The following is a 20,850-nucleotide window of genomic DNA, read 5'->3' as shown; positions in this document are numbered from 1 at the left end:
TGCATACCGACTCACCCCTGCTGTGTCGGAGCGCCTCCCTGCGGCGCTCACGCGGAACATGGGACATCCGACAGGGGTCCGGCGCCGAGTGAATGCGGTCTTTTGTCACGCAGGCGTGAACGCCCGGTCAGGGGATGGTCAAGATTCGGTCAGGACGCCGTTATCGGGCCCTCAGGCGGTCGTCACCGAATTGTCATGAACCAGCCTCCGCCGAGGCCGGGCGACGGGTGTACAGGGTCATCGCAGTGATCGAAAAGTGCTGCGCCACACCCGGTTTCCGGGCCCAGGCCACGGCGCAACGTCGTGGCCCACTCGGGCCAGGACCACCGCTGAAGGTCAGCGAATAGTCAGGTCGAGCCATGCGCCCGGTGTGGGGAAGGTCACGACACACCCCCGGGGGTGTCCCGCAGGGACCCCCGGATCCGGCCCGGACCGACCCTCCCGCCCGGTCGGTGCGGCTCGCCGATGCCGCTCACCCACGGCGTCGCCGGAAGCCCGACTCGTAGGCCAGCACGACCGCCTGGATGCGGTCGCGCAGGCCAAGCTTGGCCAGGATGCTGCCGACGTGCGTCTTGACGGTGGTCTCGCCGAGCACCAGCGCCTCGGCGATCTCCTGGTTCGAGCAGCCGTCGGCCAGGAACCGGAAGACCTCGAGCTCGCGGTCGCTCAACGGGTCGAGGACGCTCGGGACGCCCGTGCTCGGCGGTGGCGACCCGACGTAGTGCTCGACGAGGCGACGGGTCACCGCGGGAGAGACGAACGCGTCCCCGCGGGCCACCATGCGCACCGCGAAGACGAGCTGCTCGCGTGGCACGTCCTTGAGCAGGAAGCCGCTGACCCCCTCACGCATCGCGTCGTAGATGTACTGGTCGAGGTCGAAGGTGGTGAGCACCAGCACCCGCGCCGGCGACCCCGCCCGGACGAGGCGGCGCGTCGCCTCGACGCCGTCCATCCTCGGCATCCGGATGTCCATGAGGACGACGTCGGGGGCCAGGGAGGCCACCTGGCGCAGGCACTCCACCCCGTCGGCCGCCTCACCGACGACCTCCAGGTCGTCCTCGAGGTCGAGGATGAGCCGGAAGCCGGCGCGGACGAGCTCCTGGTCGTCACAGAGCAGGACCCGGGTCACCGGCCCTCCTCGCCGACCGGGATCGTCGCCACCAGCTCGAAACCGCCGTCCTGCGTGCGGCACGAACGCAGGGTCCCTCCGGCCGCGAGGGCTCGCTCACGCGCGCCGACCAGTCCGTGTCCCGAACGGCCCCCCGCGTCGACGTCAGCGCTCGGCGCCGCCCTCCCGGGTCCGTTGCGCACGACGAGGACCACCTCCTGGCCCGTCCCCTGCACGACGAGCCGGGTGGGCGCGGGTCCGGCGTGCTTGAGGACGTTGGTCAGCGCCTCCTGGACGATCCGATAGACCGCCAGCTCGATGCCCGACGGCAGCGGCAGGGCCCCGACGCGCAGATCTGCGTCGATCGGCAGCCCGGCCCGACGCAGTCCTGCGACGAGGGACGGCAGGTCCGCGAGCCCGCGGGCCGGCGCCCGGGGGTGGCCCGCGGCGTCGGCGTCACCGTCGTCGTCCGCGCGAAGGACGTGCAGGAGCTGACGCATGTCGACCAGTGCGTCACGGGCGCTGCCACGGATCGCGCGCAGGGGATCCGCGGCGCGCGTGGGGTCGCGGGCGAGGGCCGCCTCGGCGGCATCGGCCTGGACCGCGATGACGCTGAGGCTGTGGGCCACCACGTCGTGCAGCTCTCGGGCGATCCGGGCCCGTTCCTCGGCCACCGCCAGGCGGGCGAGGTCGCGCTGGTGCTCCTCGGCCCGGGTCGCCCGGGATCGCCAGGACCTCGCGGCGCACCCGAGCAGCCAGGCGCCCCCCAGCTCGACCGCGATGAAGGGGTAGTCCGAGCCGCCGTCGAGCCACTCGGTGAGGAACATCCCGGCCAGCATGACCGCGAGCCCGGCCGCGGCGACGCCCTCGCGGCACCCGGCCCCCACCCCGTACGCGAGCACGAGCACGACCACGAGCGACATGAGGGTGCCCGGAGCCTGGTTCCCCCAGATCGCCTGAACGACACTGGCGGCCGTGGCGACGCCGGCGCCGAGCAGGGGAGCCCGGGTGCGTGCGAGGATGCTCGCGCCGAGGACGAGGGCGACCGGCAGGGTCAGCGCCAGCGGCCGCTCGTCGACCTCCCCGGTGAGCAGCCCACCGATCGAGAGCGCACTCACGAGCGCCGAGAGCACGACGTCGACCAGGGGGATGCCGAGGACGGCCCGGGGTCGCGGCGTGGAGGGCACGCGTCGAGGGTAGGTCCGTTCGGGGGCCCGGCGGGTCACCCGCGCGCAGGAGCGGGATCCTCCCGGCGGGGGAGCCGGTTCGGGCCGCCGGAGGAAGCGGTCGAACCGGTCCACGACCCACGGTGGTGCCATGACCACCTCGATCCCCCTCCGGTTCTCCGCCGTCGGCCTGCTCGCCGGCTCACTCCTCTTCTCGCTCGGCGACGTCCTGCGTCGCTCGGTCGACTCCTCGAGCGGCCCCGCTCCCACCGCGCTCACCGCGTCGGTCCACGACCACCCCGTGACGTGGCTCGTGGCCGGTCTGCTCAGCGCCCTCGCGCCGGTGTTCCTCGTCCCCGGTGTGTGCGCCCTCGTGGCGACGACCCGAGGACGGGGGGCTCGGGTGGTCGGCGTCGGCGGGGCCCTGACCGTCCTCGGGCTCGTCGCCTCGACCGGGCACGCCGTGGCCTACTACGCGCTGTTCGCGCTGTACGACCGCGCCGGGACCGACGCCTCGACGATCTCCGCCCTCGACGGCGCCTCGGAGTCGTACCCGCTCCTCGTCGCGATCGTCATCGCCTTCGCCGGTGGCATGACGATCGGCGTCGTCGCCCTCCTCCTCGGGCTGCGGCGCGCCCGCCGGGTCCCCCTCTGGGCCCCCGTGGCCGCAGTCGTGTTCGCCGTCGCGGGCAGCGCGGGCGGAGTCGGGATCGGTGTCCTCGGCGGGGTGGCGATGATGGCCGCCCTCCTCCCCGCGGCGCAGTCCCTGGTGGCACCGCCCCGGGACGCCGTCCTGGCAGCACGGAACCGGGACAAGGAGCCGACGTCGGCCTGAGGGCAGGGGGCGGGCCGGCCGGGACCTCGCCCCGGCCGGCCCGGAGCCCGGGGACACCTGTCACTGGCGCCGCCTCCCCCGGTCGCGTTGCATGGTGACCGGTCCCGGGAGCGAAGGAGGCGCCACGGTGATGATGGACATGTGGGAGAAGGTCGCCAGGGGCCGGGGGTTCTTCGCCGCGCTCGACCAGAGCGGCGGCAGCACGCCGGCGGCGCTGCGCCGCTACGGCGTCCCCGACGACGCCTGGGGTGACGAGGCGACGATGTTCGACCTCGTGCACGCCATGCGCACGCGGATCGTCACCAGCCCCGCCTTCGGTGGGGACCGGGTGATCGCCGCGATCCTCTTCGAGCAGACGATGGACCGCACGGTCGACGGCACCGGCTTCGCCGAGTACCTGTGGCAGCACAAGGGCGTCGTCCCCTTCGTCAAGATCGACCAGGGCCTCGCCGACGAGGAGGACGGGGTCCGGCTCATGCGGCCGATGCCGGGCCTCGACGCACTCCTGGACCGCGCCCAGACGCACGGCGTCCTCGGCACGAAGATGCGCTCGCTCGTCCGGCGGGCCGACCCCGTCGGCATCGAGGCGGTCGTGGAGCAGCAGTTCCGGGCGGCCCGGACGGTCCTCGAGGCGGGGATGCTGCCGATCGTCGAGCCGGAGGTCGACATCCTCTCCCCCGACAAGGCCGCCGCCGAGCACCTCCTCCAGCACGCGCTGCTGCGTCACCTCGACGCACTCGACGCCGGCCGTGCCGTCGTGCTCAAGCTCACCCTTCCCGAGCTGGACGACGGGCACGTCCCCCTCCTCGAGCACCCGCGCGTGCTGCGCGTGGCGGCGCTCTCGGGCGGCTACGCGCGGATCGAGGCGGTGGCTCGGCTGGAGCGCCAGCACGGGGTCGTCGCGAGCTTCTCCCGGGCCCTCACCGAGGGGCTGCGCGCCGACATGACCGACGAGGAGTTCGACACGGCCCTGGACGCGTCGATCGGCGCCGTGTACGCGGCATCCCTGACCTGACCCGCTGCGACGGAGGGACATTCGCCCCTTCCGACGTCCCGTCTGGCTGCCCACGATTGACGTGCGGCACGACCGTCGCGCCGCACGATCGAGGAGGACCGACATGAGCACGCTGACCCGTCGTCCGTCCAGCCCGGTCTCCGAGCTGCTCGACTGGCTCGACTCCGGCACCACCCTCGGACTCCGCGGCCTGGGGCTGACCCCCTACGTCCGGGTCGAGGACTTCACCGAGGACGGCACCTACGTCCTGCGCGCCGAGATGCCCGGCATCGACCCGGACAAGGACGTCACGTTGAACATCGAGGGAGACCTGCTGACCATCCGCGGCGAACGCCGCGAGGAGGAGAGGGAGAAGACCCACCACGAGTTCCACTACGGCGCCTTCACCCGGAGCCTCCGGCTCCCCCACGACGTCCAGCCCGACGAGGTGAAGGCGTCCTACACCGACGGCGTGCTCGAGGTGCGCGTGCCGCTCCACGTGGGCTCGCCGGAGCCCGTCACCATCCCCGTCGTGCGCGGCGGCGACGCCTGAGCGACCCGACCGAGGAGGCGAGGCGCCGTGTCCGACCGGGGACGGATGACCGCGTGGGCGGCCGCCGGGCACCCGGGCCGTGACGAGCGGCTCCGGCCGGTCTCCCGTCCCGTGCCGGAGCCGCTCGACGGGGAGGTGCTCGTCCGCGTCGAGGCGTGCGGTGTCTGCCGCACCGACCTGCACGTCGCCGACGGCGACCTGCCGGTCCGGCGCCCCGGTGTCGTTCCCGGCCACGAGGTCGTCGGCACCGTCGTCGCCTCCCGCCGGGTCCACCGCTTCCGGCCCGGGGACCGGGTGGGGATCCCGTGGCTGCGCGCCACCTGCGGGGAATGCCGGTGGTGCCGCGACGGTGCCGAGAACCTCTGCCCCGAGGCGAGGTTCACCGGCTGGGACGTCGACGGAGGCTACGCCGAGTTCGCGACCGTCCCGGCCGCGTACGCCTACCCCGTTCCGGACGGTCTCCCCGCGGAGCAGGCCGCCGCCCTGCTCTGCGCCGGCGTCATCGGGTACCGCTGCCTCCGTCGAGCGAACCTGCCCCCCGGCGGTCGGCTCGGGATCTACGGCTTCGGCGCCAGCGCCCACCTCGTGACCCAGCTCGCCGTCGCGCAGGGCGCGGAGGTCCACGTCCTCACGCGGGGAGAGGCCGCCCGGCGGCTCGCCCTCGACCTCGGCGTCGCCTCGGCGTCGTCGATCCACCAGCCCCCACCCGTCCCGCTCGACGCCGCCATCCTCTTCGCGCCGGCCGGTGAGCTGGTCCCCGTCGCCCTGGCGGCGCTCGACCGTGGCGGCACGCTGGTGACGGCCGGCATCCACATGACACCCGTCCCCGCGCTCGACTACCAGAGCCACCTCTTCCTGGAGAAGCACCTCACGTCGGTGACGGCCAACACCCGCAGGGACGGCGAGGAGATGCTCCGTCTCTCCTCGCGCCTCGGGGTGCACGCGCACGTCGTCCCCTACCCGATGCACCGCGCCGACGTCGCGCTCGACGACGTGGCGACCGGAGCCCTGACCGGCGTCGCGGTGCTCGTCACCTGACCTCCCCCGAGCGTGTCCGGGGCGCCTGGGGCCACCCGCACCCACCCGGGACATCCGCCCCTTCCCGGCTCGTGCCGCGGTGTCCACCCTGTGATGGATCGGGCACCCCGAGGAGGTCCCATGGCCACGCAGTCCGACAGCGCGTCCCGCTCCTTCACGATCCGCCGTCACCACCTGGAGGACACCGTGGTGCTCTCGCTGACCGGCGCCCTGGACCACGCCGCTCCCCTCGCGGCGGGGGCCGGCGTGGAGGCGACCATGGTCGAGGTGGAGCTCGCGTTGCGGCGACGGCCCCGGGTCCTGGTCGCCGACCTCTCCCGGGTGGAGGTCTCACGGCTCCTCGTCGGCCTGCTCGGGCTCGTGCGTCGTCGGGCGGTCCGCGTCGGGGTGCCCGTCGTGCTCGCGGCGGTCTCACCCGCCGGCCTGACGGAGCTGGCCCTCGCCCGGGTGGCGCCGCTCTACCCGACGTACCCGGACGTCGGCTCGGCCCTGGGCGACCGAGCCTGTGCGCTCGCCTCGGGGTGAGGAGCCCCGGCGGTGCAGCGGGGACCTTCGACCCGGGCCCTGGGCGCGGCCGTCGCGGGTGCAGTGGTCCTCGTGACCCTCAGGGGGACGCTCGCCGCGGTGGTCGCCGGCCACCTGGGGTTGCTCGGCCTCGCGACCTCCCTCCATCCCGTCCGCACCCAGTGCCTCAGGCGCCAGTGCCTCGGCGGACCGGTCGCGGGACCTGTGTCCCTCGTGCTCCGTCCTCGACCACGCCACGATGGAGGTGTGGGAAGGGAGGTGAGATGGATGAAGTTCACGATGCGCGACGTTCTCGGCACCGTCCTCTTCCTCGCGGCGGGACTCGTGTACTGGGCCTTCCTCGTGGATGCCCAGACGCTGTTCACCACGGATGAACGGGGCATGACGGTGGTCGGGCTGTTCCTCGGGGCGATGGCGTTCCTCGTCACCCGCCTCGGCGACGCGTTCGACACCACCGGCAGGCTCGAGTGGACGGTCGCCGGTGTCTCTCTCGCGCTCGGCGTGGTCGCACTGATCCTCTCCGGGTCGGCGTCGGCCACCACCTGGCTCGCGGTCTTCATGACGTCCCTCGCGGTCGTCTGGTTGATGGAGCTGGTGGACCACGTCGGGTGGCTCCCCCACCAGGGGACCCCGACGGCGAGCCACGCCTGAACCACCGACGGCGGCCACGGCACACGGCTGCCGCCCCACGAGTCGCGGAGCCCGCGCCCACAACCGTGGGCTCCGGCCCGTGCACCACCCGCCGACCGGGCGCCGTGTCGCGACCGGCCGGCCGCAGCAGGAGGATCGACATGCATGCCAACCCGGGGGACCACATCGTCCTCTCGCCCGCCGGCGACGCACCCGCCCGCGCCGGAGAGGTGCTCGAGGCCCGGGGTCCGGGCCACACCGCACCGTTCGTCGTCCTGTGGGACGACGGGAGCCAGAGCCTCGTCCATCCGGGACCCGGCTCCGTCCTGCGGGTCACCCCGGTCACCACGCCACATGCCGCGCGTGCCCGCCGCCCCGCCGCCCCCGTCCCGGCCGCCGCGCCGCACCGGCGCGTCCACGACTGGACCGTGCGGATCCACATCTACGAGGCCGATGACGACACGGACGCGCATGCCGTGCTCGTCACCGAGGCACCCGAGCACCTGCGGGGCTACGGCCACAGCACTCGCGGTCCGGACGACCCCCTCGTCCCCGAGGTCGGTGCCGAGGTGGCCGTCGCCCGCGCCCTGCGCCGACTGGCCGACGAGCTCCTCGGGACCGCCGCCTCCGACATCGAGGGCCTGACCGGAGAGCACGACGTCGCGCTGAGACCACGGTGAGCCCAGTGGCCAGCGGTGCCCGACGCCGACTGGCCCATCCCGTCGACGCTAGACGTTGAAGCGGAACGTACCCCTACTTCGCCGAGTGTCGTTGGGAGTTGCCGGGCACGGTTGGCAAATGCCGTCTGACCTGCATCTTTTCGAAGTGGGCAACGTTGACCAGAACTGGAAAGGACCGGCTAATGTTGGTCGCTTTGCGGACTTTTTGCGGACTATATGCGGACTGGACGGCAGCCATCGTGCGGCATGGTCGCTGCGCCCGATAAGGCTAGGCCTCCTCACCGGGGGGCTGCAACGCGGCAAGACCGACCGCATCGCGGCATGTCCGGATGTTTCGTTTTGGTGGTGAACGAGCTCGTTAGCGCGGTCCGGTGAGCTCCTGTCGGAGGACCTCGGTGTAGAAGGCGACGCCCGCGGTGAGGACGTCGTCGTTGAAGTCGTAGGTGCGGCTGTGCAGGGGTGTACCTCCGGCGGCGTCGTCCGTGCCGTTGCCGATGAAGCTGAAGCAGGAGGGGACGTGGCGGGCGAACACGCCGAAGTCCTCGCTGGGCATGATCGGCAGGCAGGTGCCGTCGACCCGGTCCTCCCCCAGGGCCGTGGCGGCCGCGCGGGCGGCGAGCGCCGCTCGTTCGGGGTCGTTGACGGTGGGGGCGAACTCGTGGGTGTAGGCGACGGAGGCGGTGGCGCCGTGGGCCGCCGCGATGCCGAGGGAGATCTCCCGGATGCGGCGTTCGAGGATGGTCTGCGCGGCGGGGTCGAAGCTGCGGGTGTCGCCGGTGATGGTCACGGTTCCGGGGATGACGTTGCGGGCCCCATCGGTGTGGAACTCGGTGCAGGAGAGCACGGCCGGAGTGACGGGGTCGATCGTCCGGGCGACGACGGTCTGCAGGGCGAGGACGATCTCCGCGCCGATGACGAGTGGGTCGACGACGGCGTCGGGCCGGGCTGCGTGGCCACCGCGGCCGGTGATGACGATGGTGAAGTTGTCCTCGCTGGCCATGATGCCGCCGGCTCGGGTGTGGAGGTGCCCGGTGGGGATGCCGGGGAGGTTGTGCAGGCCGTGGAGGGCGTCGAGGGGAAACCGTTCGAGGAGACCGTCGTCGATCATGGCCTGGGCGCCCCGGCCGGGCTCCTCGGCGGGTTGGAAGATCACGCGGACCGTGCCGTCGAGGGTGTCGTCGGCTGCTGCGGTCGCGGCGGCGCCGAGGACCATGGCCATGTGTCCGTCGTGGCCGCAGGCGTGCATGCGTCCGGGGTGGGTCGACCCGTGGGTGCGGCCCTCGACCTCGGCGATGGGGAGGGCGTCCATGTCGGCGCGCAGGCCGACGGATCGGGTGGAGGTCCCTCGGGTGAGGGAGCCGACGACGCCGGTTCCGCCCACGCCCCGACTCACGCTGAACCCCAGGGTCTCCAGCGCGTCGGCGACATAGGTGGAGGTGGCGTGCTCCTCGAACGCGGTCTCGGGGATGCGGTGGAGGTCTCGGCGCCAGGTCCGGAGCCGAGCGTCGAGGTGTGGCGTCACGAGGTGGCTCCTTCGGTGCTGAGCAGGACGACGACCGCGCCGTCGGGCAGGTCGAGGTCGGAGCGGTGGGCCGGGTCGGCCAGGGCGGCACGGACGCCGGCCAGGGGGGCGGCGCCGCACGCGCCGGAGGAGACGCCGAGCCGTCCGAGGTCGGCGGACGCGCGCAGGGCGGCGGTGTCGTCGACCACGACGGCGGCGTCGAGCCCGTCGCGCAGGACGGGCCAGGCGAGGCTCGAGATCGTCCCGCAGTTCAGGCCGGCCATGACCGTGGAGGCCGTGGGGACGCTCGCGGGACGACCTTCCGAGAGGCTGGTGATGACGCAGTCCGCGGTGTCGGGCTCGACCGTGAGCACCCGAGTCGCGCCGGGGGCGGGTCGGCGGTAGTGCGCCACAACCGCCTGCGCCAGCGAGCCGACCCCGACCGGGACGGCGACGAGGTCGGGAGCGCGGCCGAGCTGCTCGTCGATCTCGTCCAGCAGGGTGTCGTAACCCTCGACGATCCAGCCGGGGACCTCCTCGTAGCCTTCCCAGGCGGTGTCCTGCACCAGCTCTCGGCCGACCTCGGCGGCGGCGTGCTCCGCGGCGGTGCGGACCGCGTCGTCGTAGTCCCCGTCGACCCATCGGACCTCCGCACCCTCGGTCTCGATGAGCTCGGCCGTCTCGCGCAGCATCACGGCAGGCACGAACACCGTGGCGGCGGTGCCGAGGAGACGGGCCATGCGCGCCACCGCGCGACCGTGGTTGCCGTCGGTCGCCGTGACCAGGTGTGCGCCCGGGGAACGCTCGAGCACCCTCGTGCACGCCCAGGACGCACCGAGCACCTTGAACGCCGGGAGCCCGAGGCGCATCGACTCGTCTTTGACGAGGACCCGCCCCACACCGAGCTCGGCGGCCAGGCCCGGAAGGTCGACCAGCGGTGTCGGCTCGTAGCCGGGCAGCTCACGGTGGAACTCGCGGGTCACCGCGCCCGCGACGGAGTGCCAACGGCGGGCCTCGGGGTTGTGGAACCAGGTCGTCATGCGTCCAGTGTTCTGGACTGCACCCGTCAGGTCCAGCGCATAGAATCGAGGATAACCGTTAAGCAGATCTGATGGGTGGGGTGCCTGTGTTCGACGTCAAGCGGCTGCGCCTGCTCGTCGAGCTGTCGCGTCGAGGCACGATCGCGGCCGTCGCCCAGGCCCTGTCGTTCAGCCCTTCCGCGGTGTCCCAGCAGCTGACCGTGCTCGAACGCGAAGCGGGAGCCCGCCTCCTCGAGCCCGACGGGCGCCGTCTGCGCCTCACCCCCGAGGGCGAGCTGCTCGTCAGGCACGCCACCGTCGTCCTCGCACAGGTCGAACAGGCGCACGCCGACCTCGCATCGCTTCGAGGCGATGTCACCGGAACCGTTAAGGTGGCCGCCTTCCAGAGCGCCATCCTCTCCCTCGTCCTGCGGGCCGTCACCCTCATGGCCGACCGGCACCCCGACTGCCGCCTCGAGGTCACCGAGCTCGAACCCGAGACCGCCCTGCCCGCACTCGCCGCCGGAGACTTCGACCTCGTCCTCGCCGAGGAGTACCCAGGGCACCCCCTCCCCGTCGTCCCCGGCGCCGACCTCCACGAGCTGACGACCGACCCACTCGAGCTCGCCGTCCCGGCCACCTGGGACGAGGTCACGACGCTCGAAGCCCTCGCGGGCCGGCCACTCGCCCTCGAACCCCACGGCACGACCTCCCGCGCCTGGGCCACGGCCCTGTGCCGGACGACCGGGTTCGAACCCGACGTCCGCTACACCTCCACCGACCTGCAGATCCACCTCCGCGTCGTCGAACAGGGGCTCGCCGCAGCCCTCCTGCCCGGCCTCGCCGACGCACGGCATCGCGACGGCGTCGTCACCCATGCACTCCCCGGGCGCCCCCACCGGCGCATCCTGACCGCCATCCGCGTCGGCAGCCGCGAGCACCCACGCATCGCCGCGACGCACCAAGCCCTTAAGACAGCAGCCACTGCCTGAGCAGGAGCGCTGTTGGCCGTGACACTCAGCGTCGTGCGAACCGTCGAAGGACGTCGTGCAGACGCGCTGGGTGCCCGACACCGACGGCCGCATCAATGAGCCGGAACCGGGGCGAGCAGGCTCGCGCTGTATCAATGGCGTTCGCTGGCGCGTCCGATGACCTTCACCAAGGCCCGGCCGGACGTTCCGCTACATGCGGGCGACCCCTGGGTCAGCGGGCCCTGGAGACCTTCCCTGCCCAAGGCCAAGCCGACCAGCGGGAGGCCGGAGTGCCGACGGCGATCCCTCCCCCGTCACATCGCGAAAGTGCTCACGTCCACCAAGACCGACGGAAGTGCTCGCGGTGATCGCGACCGACAGAGCCCTGAATGCCGCTTCCACTGCACCGTCGATCTCGGCGCGAACCCAGTCGGGTGGTGGAACACTCCGGCCGAGGGCGAGGTCCCTGGGCGCGACCCACGGAGTCATTGGACTCTCAAGCCGGGGGCCCTGTCCCCGCTCGAGCCGGTTGATCAGGTGCTGGAGCCCCACGGCGTTGGTCACCAAGGCTGGGTCAGTCAGGGAAGTGCCGAGTTCGCTGAGGACGCCAACGGCTGCGGGAAGGGCATCCGCGACGTCGCTGGAAATCGCGCGCAGGTCGGTGCGCCGAGCAATCACGGCCGGCGAAGCGGCCCCCGTTCCGTCCAAGACGAGCTCGGTGTGAGCCAGTACAACCTCCGAGCCTGCCCGAGCAAGACGGTGATCGAGGCCCCCTGAACCCCGAGTTGCAAGGTCCTGCACCATCCCGCGGACTTCACCGACTCGGGCCTCGACCTCGAGCAGGCTGGGCTCGACCAGATCCCGAAAGCCGTCTCGGTCGATCACGCCTTGGTGCGCGGCCACGCCCAGCAACACTCGGCCCATTGCCAGAATCGCACCCTGCACCCGAACCACCTCGGCACGGTCCGCTGGTGTCGCATTACCTGACAACGAGCGACGGGCTTCAACCTCCCAAGCGCCCATGCTCTCCCGAAGGCGCGAGGGGTTCGGAAGCTCTCGCCACTCTCCGCGCGACGCAGAGGGGAAGGTCCGGCGAACCTCCTCCCCGGCCAACTGCTCCAGTGACTCCGCGAGATGCTGAATCGCCCCCAAGGCACCGACTTCTCGGTCTCGCCATGCCGGACGCCGGCGTGCACCCGCGCTTCTATCGAGCGCGGAGTGCCGGGCTGCGAGGACCACAGCGTGGGCGGACACATACAGCGTGTGCATGACTCGCGCCCGCGCCGCCGCTCCATCAGCGAGAACGTCGGGCCGAGGGACGGCTTGAGCATGGTGATGCTCCACCACCAAGTCGCGGGCCCGAAGCAGGTTGTCCCTCACCGCCGACAGTTGAGGGCTCGGAGGCGCCGAGGACAGCCACTCACGGGTACCCCGGAGGCGCTCCATTCGGTCGGTGACGGCGCGCAGCCGGCCGAGCGAAGGGTCAGGCGCAATCGACGGCAGGCCCTGGCCCGGCGCTGAACCACGACGCGGTAGCACGCCGACGAACTCCTCGGCCGCCCGGAGCAGTGATGGAAGGGCGGCCGTCAACTCTGCGACGTCGAGCCGCTCGGCATCCACTAGTAGCCGGCGCATGGCCAGGTCACCCTCCAGCAACAGCTCGCCCACGCTGCGGGCGTCGCGCTCGCTCATCGCCGAATCGCATCGGCCAACAGAACCAGCCCACGCGCTTGGACGAGAACCGGGCGGATGCCCGGCTGGCCACCCGCGAGCGAAACCACCTGCCGTCTGAGCTCCTGCGCGGCCTCATGCAGGTCCTGCGCCCTCTCAGACGCACTTGGTGCGCCCACCACGACGTCGTCCTTCTGAGCCAGATGGTTGGCGAGGTGGTGGGCGCGACAGGCGATCACATGCAGCCGGATGTCGCCTCCGGCGGAGGTGGCCTCCGACGCCGCGTCTCCGACCGCCTGAAGAGCCTGGACCAAGGCCTTCAACCCATCCCCACGCCGAGCTGCCCGCACTGCATTTTCTTTGTCAGTCCTCATGACCCCCCTAGGCCAAATCACCGCCGTTGAGGGTCAACCGCCCTCGCGCCTCATCACGATGAACGGCACGGAAGCAGCCCACCGGTCCAAGGGCAAGACCTGTGGATAGTGAGGACGCGCTGTGCCACCTGTGGATGGGCGCCGGTCACCCAAAGGGACAAGCCTGGCGCGGCTCAAGGAGCGCGGGTCCGTGCTGTCCGCGTGCGAGTGGCGACGCTAAGCCGCAGTCCTCGCATTGGACCCATCGTCATCAGATTCCAGAGATAGACCGCGCGGAGCAATCACACGAACTCGCTCTGCGGTTGCCACATGGTTGGCTGCCTGAGGCATCGCGCTCTGGGAGGGGTCCCTACACCCTGGACACCACAACAGCGTGTTCGAGGCGAGCTGATTGCCGGAACGGCCAGTGCTGGGCCTCTATGCCCACAGCCGAGCGCGTCCCTCGCTGAACCGATTCATGCATTGAGTGCCCCCAGGGTCTGGAGATCTCAACTTCATCGATTCATCTCATGCGGGGTCGTTCAACACTTGCGGTTGCCGAGAGTCTCTGCAGAGATCCCAGTCCCTCCCGCAACGAAGAAGACGGAAATAGTGCCGGGGTCTTTGCTCACGACCGAGCGCGGCGCTGGTATGCCGGCCGTTGCCAAGGGGACGCTGGTGACTGCAATCCTCGAATGAGGCGGCCGAAGTCGACCGTCACCAGCCGCGCTCGGCGAGGCGGTGCGGCTGCGGGATCTCGTCGACGTTGATTCCGACCATCGCCTCGCCGAGGCCGCGCGAGACCTTGGCGATGACGTCGGGGTCGTCGTGGAAGGTCGTCGCCTGGACGATCGCCTCGGCGCGCTGGGCCGGGTTGCCTGACTTGAAGATGCCCGAGCCGACGAACACGCCCTCGGCGCCGAGCTGCATCATCATCGCGGCGTCGGCCGGGGTGGCGATGCCACCGGCGGTGAAGAGCACGACGGGGAGCTTGCCCGCGGTGGCGACCTCCTTGACGAGGTCGAACGGCGCCTGGAGCTCCTTGGCGGCGACGTACAGCTCGTCCTCGGGGAGGTTCTGCAGGCGGCGGATCTCCTGGCGGATCCGGCGCATGTGGGTGGTGGCGTTGGAGACGTCGCCGGTGCCGGCCTCGCCCTTGGAGCGGATCATCGCCGCGCCCTCGGTGATCCGGCGCAGGGCCTCGCCGAGGTTGGTCGCACCGCAGACGAAGGGGACGGTGAAGGCCCACTTGTCGATGTGGTTGGCGTAGTCGGCCGGGGTGAGGACCTCGGACTCGTCGATGTAGTCGACCCCGAGGGCCTGGAGGACCTGGGCCTCGACGAAGTGCCCGATGCGGGCCTTGGCCATGACGGGGATGGAGACCGTCGCGACGATGCCGTCGATCATGTCGGGGTCGCTCATCCGCGACACCCCGCCCTGGGCGCGGATGTCGGCGGGGACCCGCTCGAGGGCCATGACGGCGACGGCGCCGGCGTCCTCGGCGATCTTCGCCTGCTCGGCGTTGACGACGTCCATGATGACCCCGCCCTTGAGCATCTCGGCCATGCCGCGCTTGACGCCGGTGGTGCCGACCGTGGTGGCCCTGGGGTTGTCGCTGAGGACAGAATCGTTCACGGCGATCCTGGAACCGTTCGAGTCCATGCGGTCCTCCTCGGTCGTGTCGCTTGCCGGTCTGTCGGAACCGAGACCAGTGAGTGTGATTAGGGGGCGAGCAGCTGAACGTCGGGGTCACCGAGTTAGGTCTCGCTACGTGCGGTCTGGTTGGCCGCGCGAACGGCGGGGGCTGCGGCACCCTCCATGTGCATCTCGGGGGGGGGGCGGCTGGATCCGCGGGTGAGGACGAGAAGCCAACCGAAGCCAAGTGCCAGCCAGATTCCACCGACTAGCTGTGCGCGACCGTCCAGAGCGGTCAGCAGGTAGATGTCTACGGCGGCGCCCGCGAGCGGAAGGATGACGTACTGCAGCGGGTTAAGCTTGAGCCGATCGCGGTTGCGGATGTAATAGGCGATGACGGCGACGTTGACCATGGTGAAGCCAAGGAAAGCCCCGAAGTTGATGAACGAGGTCGAGGTCGACAGCGAGAGGAATGCTGCTCCGAACCCGATCATGCCGCAAACGAGAATCCCGTAGACCGGCGTCAAAAAGCGTGCCGAGAGCTTGCCGAAGATGCTTCGAGGGAACAGGCCATCGCGGCCCATCGCATAGGTCAGTCGCGCGGTGCTTGCCTGAGCTGCAATGCCAGCGTTGAACTGCTGCGAGATGATTGCCGCAAGGAAGAACGAGGCGAAGAGGTCGCCGCCGATGGTCTTGGCTATGTCCGACCCTGCTGTGTCTGCGTTGAGCGGGACGCCCGGTTCAATGATGCTCAGAAGGTAGATGACGGTCACGAATATGGCACCCCCCACCAACGCGACAAGGATAATGCCGCGCGGGATGTTCTTCTCGGCGTTCTTCGTCTCTTCACTCAGCGTGCTCACGGCGTCAAACCCCAGGAATACGTAGGCCGCAATAGCTGCACCGGAGGCGATCGGGCCTAGGCTCTCCTGGACGCCGAGCAACGGGTCGAGCGAGAACAGGGCGCCGCCTCCGTCGTCGGAGAGGATGCGACGCAGAGCGAGGAGGATGTAGATGCCGAGGATGGAAACTTGAAAGACGATAGCGGCCACGTTGACCCTGTCAGCGACCTTGATCCCAATGATGTTGATCACGGTTGAGGCCACGATGAAAATCGTCAGCCAAGCAACCTTTGGCATCGAAGGGAACTCGGCCTCAAGATAGACAGCGCCGACCAGCCAAATGACCAGCGGAATGAAGAGGTAGTCAAGCAGGATCGCCCACCCGACCATGAACCCCAGCTTCGCGCCGATAGTCTTTCGCACGTAGGTGTACGCCGAACCGGACGCCGGAAAGTGTTTTGCCATCTTCCCGTAACTTAGAGCCGTCAACAAGATGGCGGCGGTCGCGAGCAGCATTGAGCCCGCGGGAGCCCCGGAGCTCTCGGTTGCGATGACGCCAAACACGCCGATGCCGATGAGCGGGCCCATATAGGCCAGGCCGAAGAAGACGACCGCGCGCAGGCCCAAGGTCTGCTTCATCTGAGGCGTGGTGTCGATCTGGGACATTTCGTGCTCCAAGTGATGTGTGTCGCGGACCTAGGTTTTCGGCCACACGGTTGCGAGGTTTGGGCGCAAGCCGGCCAGAGCCGCCTTGCATGACTAATTTCGCGGGCCGACGGGGACTGCTGTTTTCCTGGTACTGATGGCTGTCGTTTGGAGAAGCGGTTAGTGACAGGTCGTATCGCTCATCGAAGCGCTGCCGCAGTGCTTGCCGGCGCTCTCGGGGATGTTTAGGACCGGGTTTTGGTCAAAGAAGCCGTGCGGCTTCAGCTTGAACTTGACGTAGTCCACAGGCATGACGGGCCAATCCTCGGGCCGGGGAAAGTGGGTTACACCGAATGTGTGCCATAGCACGACGTCGGCCTGCTCAAGGGGCCGGTTGCCAGCCATGTAGGCCGGAAGGCCGGCCCCGCCGGGGTGCTGGTTCACCAGATCGCCCGCTGGGTAGCGCTCCTCGGGGTCGTAGGCGGACACCCAGAGTTGTTTCGTCGTGTAGGCGGCTCGCTTGGCGATGCCCGACTTCTCGTCGGCAAGCAGGACTGGAGACTGTTCGGGATAGAGCACGTAGGCAGTGGGCTGCCCGACGTGGTTAGTTCGGTTGCGATTGACGATGTGCCAGGTACGACCGACCGTTGCGTCTGCGAGGCGAGCACCTTCGGACTCTTCACGCACAACGGTCGCCTTGTTAGTGAAGGCATTGCCGTAAGGGTTCTCCGGTCCCATGGGGACGCGCTGAGCGTCGACCTCCACGACGGTGTTCTCGACGCCGTCAACCATCATGTCCAGACGTGCACTAAACATGTGCTGGTGGTAGGGGGCGCCAACGCCGGGAGCGACCTGCGAGGCGTAGGGGAACCCTTCCCGCGGATAGCCCGCGGGAAACAGAACGCCAGTGAGCTTGGCCTCACATTCCACGGTGCCGTCGAGGTACAGGTACCAGTAGAAGCCGTAGTCGTAGTTGCCAACAGTGGTGAAGAAGCTGATCACGAGCCTGCGCTGGCGTCGAACATCAGAGGCACCGGTGTACATATCGTTGTGCTTCCACAAGGTGCCGTAGTCCTCTTCGTGCATGCAGATGGCGTTCTCGATGGTGTTCGGCTCGCCCTGAGCATCAGCGATGACTGCATCGAAGTAGTGGATCTCGCCCAGGCAGTCACATCCGAGGCGAAGTGAGTTGGCGTAGCGCCCGAAGAGGTACTCGCCGGTGTCGAAGTAGTTCTGCCAGTAGCGGGCCGGCGACGGATCCGCGTAGGGCACCACCATCTCTGCAATGGAGCCTCGGAACATGACGGGGCGGTCCTCACCCGCGTCGTTATAGCTCAGTTGCCGAACAATAAGACCTTCGCGGGCATCGAAACTGAGGCGGACCTTCCAGTTGGCCCATTCGACCTGCGAGCCCTTCACTTTGAACGAGGGCCCTTCGGGCTGGGTGATCTCGATCGGCTTGAGGGTGTCCATGTCCGGCCCGCGGTACTCCGCAAGGTGGAAGTTGGCCGTCTCGGTGGGGACCGGGATCATCTCATGGTCCACCACGGCGATGACCGACTTCTCGATCGTGTCGACGAACGCGCACAGGCCGTCGAGGGGCCGCGCCCAAACACTGTCCGTTGGGTTCTCCTGATAGAAGCCCAGGCAACGAATGACACGGTGGCCCGCCTCCCCGTTGTCCTCGTAGTATCCGGGCGAGAGCGCGCAGGCGATAACCCCCTGAGGATCCAGCCCGCGCTTCTCGACCGCGGCGCACCACTCGACGTCCTGGCGCAGGATCGGGTCGACGAGCCACGGCTCCTCCTCCAGGAGCGGCAGGTGACCTTTGGCCCCGTCGATGAGCTCGTTTTGAATGACCGCCGCAGAGGTAAGGTTTATCCGCAGGTCCCGAGCCTCGCCAGATGACACGTTCAGGAGCATCACTCGGACGATGCGGTCGGGCTTGGCGCCGACGCCGCTCTCGTAATCGAGCACCTCATACTTCGAGGGCTCGATGAGGCCGACGTACACGAATCGGCTGTGGTCGTCCAAGTCGATCGCAGCAGCGACATGCGCTCTCGCCGCGCGGATCTCCTCAGCACCCAGGCTCGCCAGTACATCGGCGGGGCCTGCAACAGCCGCGGTCTCCAGTCGGTTCTCGTTCGTGAGAGTCATCGACTTCCCTCTGATCCTTGTCGGCCTGACGGCGTTGTGCCGGTTGCCAAACGATTGGTAAGGTGAACGGTATGGGGTGACCCGGCGCCCACGCAAGCGCTCTCCGAAACTTTTTCTTCGCAACTGATGCGAGAATCGAGGCAGTAGGTGTTCGATCTGGTCGCGGCGGCAGCGGACCTGTCCGACGAGCTGAGCCGGATTCGTCGACGGTTCCATCAGGTCCCAGAACTAGGCCTCCAGCTCCCACAGACTCAGGAACTGCTGCTGACCGAGCTTGCGGATCTCCCTCTCGAGATAACTTTGGGCGAGAGCCTCACCTCCGTCGTCGCCGTGCTTCGCGGACAGGAGTCGCCAAAGGATTCCCGTACCGAGCCGAGGCCAGCGGTGCTGCTCCGTTCCGACATGGATGCACTGCCCGTCGACGAGGAGCTGGACACGCCATTCCGGTCCCTGGTGGAGAACCGCATGCACGCATGCGGCCACGACCTCCACATGGCGATGTGCATCGGGGCCGCCCGGCTACTCTCCGAGAGGCGGGATCAGATGCGGGGTGACGTCGTGTTCATGTTTCAGCCTGGCGAAGAGGGACACGATGGCGCAAGCAACATGCTGCGCGAGGGTGTACTGGACGCCGCTGGCTCCCGGGTGAAGGCGGCGTTCGCCCTCCACGTATTCTCCAGCGCGATCCCGAGCGGCCAGTTCTCCACGCGGCCCGGGGCGTTCATGTCTGCCTCCGATGACCTCAAGGTTGTGGTGCGCGGAAGCGGTGGGCACGGCTCGACACCTCACCGCGCCAACGACCCAGTCGTCGCGATCGCCGAGATGGTGGTGGCGCTGCAGACAATGGTCACCAGGAAGTTCGACATCTTTGATCCAGTCGTCGTCACGGTCGGGAGCCTCCACGCTGGACATCAGCGGAACACCATTTCGGAGTCCGCGTACTTCGACGCCACCGTTCGCACCTTCTCGCCCGAGGCCCGACGTCGCGTCCAAGAATCCATTGCCACACTGGTCCAGGGAATCGCAGCCGCTCACGGCGTCCGGGCCCTCTGCACGTGGGAGGGCGGGTACCCGCTGCTCCAGAACAGCCAAGGCGCGGTCGACTTCGCTCGGACCACCGTCGAGGCCATGTTTGGAGCCGGACGTTACGCAGGGCTCGAACGGCCATTTGCAGCATCTGAGGACTTCGCGCGCGTCCTGAACGAAGTGCCCGGAGCGATGGTGGCACTGTCCGCCGTGCCTGCGGCCGGAGACGCCAGGGAAGCTCCGTTTAACCACAGCCCACAAGCGTTCTTCGACGAAGGAATCATGCCCGACGGCGCTGCTCTACTTGCACAGTTGGCGAGCTCCACTCTCGACATCGAAGCACGCAAGCCGGCTCGCAAGCCGTGGGACCGCGCAGTGGACAGTGCCTGAGTGCGGTAGAAAGCAGAGTGATCAAGGCAAGGGGCACGTGGTGACGCAACCGTTGAGCATGAAGCAGTTGGCCGAACTCGCTGGACTGGACACTTCGACGGTGTCTCGGGCCTTGCGCGGCGACTCAAGCCGGGTTGCCAAGTCCACAATCGAACGGGTCAGGCGGCTGGCCTTGGAGACCGGGTACACGCCGGACCACGCAGCTGCCTCGCTTAGGGGTGGATCGTCTCGACTTCTCGGGGTCCTGGTCAACACACTCGATGACATCGTCATGGGCATCTTGCTGACGGCGATCGTCCAAGAAGCCCACCGTCTTGGCTACCAGCCGATGGTGATGGTCACCAACGACGACTCCGAGGAGCGCGCCGACGCTATCCGACGCCTTCAGGGCCGGCGCATCGACGGCATCATCTTGTGCGACTCCCTGCTCGGCAAGGAGGTACCCGCGGCGCTGCTCGGCTCGGAGACGCCGTACTTGTTCGCAATGCGAGGATGCGACGAACACGTGTCCGTACGGGCAGATGACGTTCAGGGTGGCGCGCTCGTCGCGGAGCACTTCCTGCGCAACGGACATACCAACATCGCCCTGGTCCCGGGTCCTGCACACGTGCGGACCGCCACCGACCGCGCAGTGGGATTTCAGTCAACCGTCGAGCGACACCCAACCGCGTCCCTAACTATGCCGGGCTCGGGCGGCTACGACGCCGAAGATGGCTATCGGGCAACCAAGGCGCTCTTCTCGATGAAGCAACGGCCCACCGCGATCTTCTGCACCAACGACCACGCAGCGATCGGAGCTAGCCGGGCTCTGATCGACATGGGCTACCAGGTCGGGCACGACGTCGCAGTCGCCGGCTACAACGATCTGCCCTGGGCGAAGCACCTCCACACCCCGCTCACCACCGTGCGCACTGACATCTCCAGCATGGGAACTAGCGCCGCATCACTCCTCATCGACTGGATCCAGGGCGGGTCCGTCGACTCTCTAGTCATGGTTCCTGAGCTCGTGATCCGCGAGTCCTCAAAGGGGCCCGCCCCCAGCCGTTAGGCACGCAAGCCCTTGGCAGCACGCTACCTCTGTTCAAAATGCCAAACGATTGGTAGAATCTGC

Annotated in this window: 18 protein-coding genes; 10 read left to right on the top strand and 8 right to left on the bottom strand. The window is 69.1% G+C overall.

From position 1 onward, the window contains the following. Positions 1 to 472: 472 nt before the first annotated feature. Both PKA89_RS03425 and PKA89_RS03420 read right to left on the bottom strand, forming a co-directional pair. Positions 473 to 1,129, bottom strand: a complete 657-nt coding sequence (locus PKA89_RS03425) for a response regulator transcription factor (RefSeq protein ID WP_324416630.1) — start codon at positions 1,127 to 1,129, stop codon at positions 473 to 475. Further along, positions 1,126 to 2,295: a sensor histidine kinase gene (locus tag PKA89_RS03420; protein WP_324416628.1), complete on the bottom strand. Its 1,170-nt coding sequence runs from the start codon at positions 2,293 to 2,295 to the stop codon at positions 1,126 to 1,128. The genes PKA89_RS03425 and PKA89_RS03420 overlap by 4 nt, the downstream gene beginning before the upstream one ends. 130 nt (positions 2,296 to 2,425) lie before the next feature. Here PKA89_RS03420 and PKA89_RS03415 point away from each other — a divergent pair, with 130 nt between their 5' ends. From PKA89_RS03415 to PKA89_RS03385, 7 genes are all read left to right on the top strand, one after another. Then, on the top strand, positions 2,426 to 3,109 hold the full coding sequence (locus PKA89_RS03415) for a hypothetical protein (RefSeq protein WP_324416626.1): 684 nt from the start codon (positions 2,426 to 2,428) through the stop codon (positions 3,107 to 3,109). A gap of 130 nt (positions 3,110 to 3,239) precedes the next feature. Next, on the top strand, positions 3,240 to 4,124 hold the full coding sequence (locus PKA89_RS03410) for a fructose bisphosphate aldolase (RefSeq protein WP_349255524.1): 885 nt from the start codon (positions 3,240 to 3,242) through the stop codon (positions 4,122 to 4,124). A gap of 103 nt (positions 4,125 to 4,227) precedes the next feature. After that, positions 4,228 to 4,656 (top strand): Hsp20/alpha crystallin family protein, encoded by a 429-nt coding sequence (locus tag PKA89_RS03405; protein WP_324416622.1) that lies wholly within the window; start codon positions 4,228 to 4,230, stop codon positions 4,654 to 4,656. Between the two features lie 27 nt (positions 4,657 to 4,683). Next, positions 4,684 to 5,694, top strand: a complete 1,011-nt coding sequence (locus tag PKA89_RS03400) for a zinc-dependent alcohol dehydrogenase family protein (RefSeq protein WP_324416620.1) — start codon at positions 4,684 to 4,686, stop codon at positions 5,692 to 5,694. Between the two features lie 120 nt (positions 5,695 to 5,814). After that, on the top strand, positions 5,815 to 6,219 hold the full coding sequence (locus PKA89_RS03395; RefSeq protein ID WP_324416618.1) for a hypothetical protein: 405 nt from the start codon (positions 5,815 to 5,817) through the stop codon (positions 6,217 to 6,219). A gap of 267 nt (positions 6,220 to 6,486) precedes the next feature. Beyond that, positions 6,487 to 6,870, top strand: a complete 384-nt coding sequence (locus PKA89_RS03390) for a hypothetical protein (protein ID WP_324416616.1) — start codon at positions 6,487 to 6,489, stop codon at positions 6,868 to 6,870. A gap of 140 nt (positions 6,871 to 7,010) precedes the next feature. Then, entirely contained in the window at positions 7,011 to 7,529 is a 519-nt protein-coding gene (locus tag PKA89_RS03385; RefSeq protein WP_324416614.1) for a dsRBD fold-containing protein, read from the top strand. 358 nt (positions 7,530 to 7,887) lie between these two features. Here the strand turns inward: PKA89_RS03385 and PKA89_RS03380 are convergent, their stop codons facing one another. After that, complete coding sequence (locus tag PKA89_RS03380) at positions 7,888 to 9,051, bottom strand: amidohydrolase (protein ID WP_324416612.1); 1,164 nt, start codon at positions 9,049 to 9,051, stop codon at positions 7,888 to 7,890. Further along, positions 9,048 to 10,070, bottom strand: coding sequence for a pyridoxal-phosphate dependent enzyme (locus PKA89_RS03375; protein ID WP_324416610.1), 1,023 nt, complete (start codon positions 10,068 to 10,070; stop codon positions 9,048 to 9,050). The genes PKA89_RS03380 and PKA89_RS03375 overlap by 4 nt, the downstream gene beginning before the upstream one ends. Positions 10,071 to 10,141: 71 nt before the next feature. On the opposite strand from PKA89_RS03375, the gene PKA89_RS03370 reads away from it, so the two are divergent. Next, positions 10,142 to 11,041: a LysR family transcriptional regulator gene (locus tag PKA89_RS03370; RefSeq protein ID WP_324416608.1), complete on the top strand. Its 900-nt coding sequence runs from the start codon at positions 10,142 to 10,144 to the stop codon at positions 11,039 to 11,041. 189 nt (positions 11,042 to 11,230) lie between these two features. Here the strand turns inward: PKA89_RS03370 and PKA89_RS03365 are convergent, their stop codons facing one another. From PKA89_RS03365 to PKA89_RS03350, 4 genes are all read right to left on the bottom strand, one after another. Next, the gene (locus PKA89_RS03365; protein ID WP_324416606.1) at positions 11,231 to 12,712 is read right to left on the bottom strand and encodes a hypothetical protein; all 1,482 of its coding nucleotides are present in this window, start codon (positions 12,710 to 12,712) and stop codon (positions 11,231 to 11,233) included. Positions 12,713 to 13,761: 1,049 nt separating this feature from the next. Continuing rightward, positions 13,762 to 14,679: a pyridoxal 5'-phosphate synthase lyase subunit PdxS gene (pdxS, locus tag PKA89_RS03360; RefSeq protein WP_324416604.1), complete on the bottom strand. Its 918-nt coding sequence runs from the start codon at positions 14,677 to 14,679 to the stop codon at positions 13,762 to 13,764. Between the two features lie 122 nt (positions 14,680 to 14,801). Continuing rightward, entirely contained in the window at positions 14,802 to 16,187 is a 1,386-nt protein-coding gene (locus PKA89_RS03355) for an APC family permease (protein WP_324416602.1), read from the bottom strand. A 159-nt stretch (positions 16,188 to 16,346) separates the two neighbouring features. After that, on the bottom strand, positions 16,347 to 18,323 hold the full coding sequence (locus tag PKA89_RS03350; protein ID WP_324416600.1) for a primary-amine oxidase: 1,977 nt from the start codon (positions 18,321 to 18,323) through the stop codon (positions 16,347 to 16,349). Between the two features lie 147 nt (positions 18,324 to 18,470). Between PKA89_RS03350 and PKA89_RS03345 the strand changes: the two genes are divergently transcribed. Together PKA89_RS03345 and PKA89_RS03340 are read left to right on the top strand one after the other, a co-directional pair. After that, positions 18,471 to 19,739, top strand: a complete 1,269-nt coding sequence (locus PKA89_RS03345; protein WP_324416598.1) for a M20 family metallopeptidase — start codon at positions 18,471 to 18,473, stop codon at positions 19,737 to 19,739. A gap of 58 nt (positions 19,740 to 19,797) precedes the next feature. Next, positions 19,798 to 20,787, top strand: coding sequence for a LacI family DNA-binding transcriptional regulator (locus PKA89_RS03340; protein ID WP_324416596.1), 990 nt, complete (start codon positions 19,798 to 19,800; stop codon positions 20,785 to 20,787). The last annotated feature ends 63 nt before the right edge of the window (positions 20,788 to 20,850 follow it).

Source organism: Phycicoccus sp. (genome assembly GCF_035325325.1).
GTDB lineage: Bacteria > Actinomycetota > Actinomycetes > Actinomycetales > Dermatophilaceae > Phycicoccus.
This window is presented reverse-complemented; position numbering and strand designations above follow the sequence as displayed.

What these genes read in the sequence shown, in the direction of transcription:
- PKA89_RS03415 (WP_324416626.1), top strand. Translation starts at nt 2,426, where the DNA reads ATGACCACCTCGATCCCCCTCCGGTTCTCCGCCGTCGGCCTGCTCGCC.
- PKA89_RS03395 (WP_324416618.1), top strand. Translation starts at nt 5,815, where the DNA reads ATGGCCACGCAGTCCGACAGCGCGTCCCGCTCCTTCACGATCCGCCGT.
- PKA89_RS03410 (WP_349255524.1), top strand. Translation starts at nt 3,240, where the DNA reads ATGATGGACATGTGGGAGAAGGTCGCCAGGGGCCGGGGGTTCTTCGCC.
- PKA89_RS03405 (WP_324416622.1), top strand. Translation starts at nt 4,228, where the DNA reads ATGAGCACGCTGACCCGTCGTCCGTCCAGCCCGGTCTCCGAGCTGCTC.
- PKA89_RS03370 (WP_324416608.1), top strand. Translation starts at nt 10,142, where the DNA reads ATGGGTGGGGTGCCTGTGTTCGACGTCAAGCGGCTGCGCCTGCTCGTC.
- PKA89_RS03340 (WP_324416596.1), top strand. Translation starts at nt 19,798, where the DNA reads ATGAAGCAGTTGGCCGAACTCGCTGGACTGGACACTTCGACGGTGTCT.
- PKA89_RS03385 (WP_324416614.1), top strand. Translation starts at nt 7,011, where the DNA reads ATGCATGCCAACCCGGGGGACCACATCGTCCTCTCGCCCGCCGGCGAC.
- PKA89_RS03350 (WP_324416600.1), bottom strand. Translation starts at nt 18,323, where the DNA reads ATGACTCTCACGAACGAGAACCGACTGGAGACCGCGGCTGTTGCAGGC.
- PKA89_RS03365 (WP_324416606.1), bottom strand. Translation starts at nt 12,712, where the DNA reads ATGAGCGAGCGCGACGCCCGCAGCGTGGGCGAGCTGTTGCTGGAGGGT.
- PKA89_RS03375 (WP_324416610.1), bottom strand. Translation starts at nt 10,070, where the DNA reads ATGACGACCTGGTTCCACAACCCCGAGGCCCGCCGTTGGCACTCCGTC.
- PKA89_RS03390 (WP_324416616.1), top strand. Translation starts at nt 6,487, where the DNA reads ATGAAGTTCACGATGCGCGACGTTCTCGGCACCGTCCTCTTCCTCGCG.
- PKA89_RS03355 (WP_324416602.1), bottom strand. Translation starts at nt 16,187, where the DNA reads ATGTCCCAGATCGACACCACGCCTCAGATGAAGCAGACCTTGGGCCTG.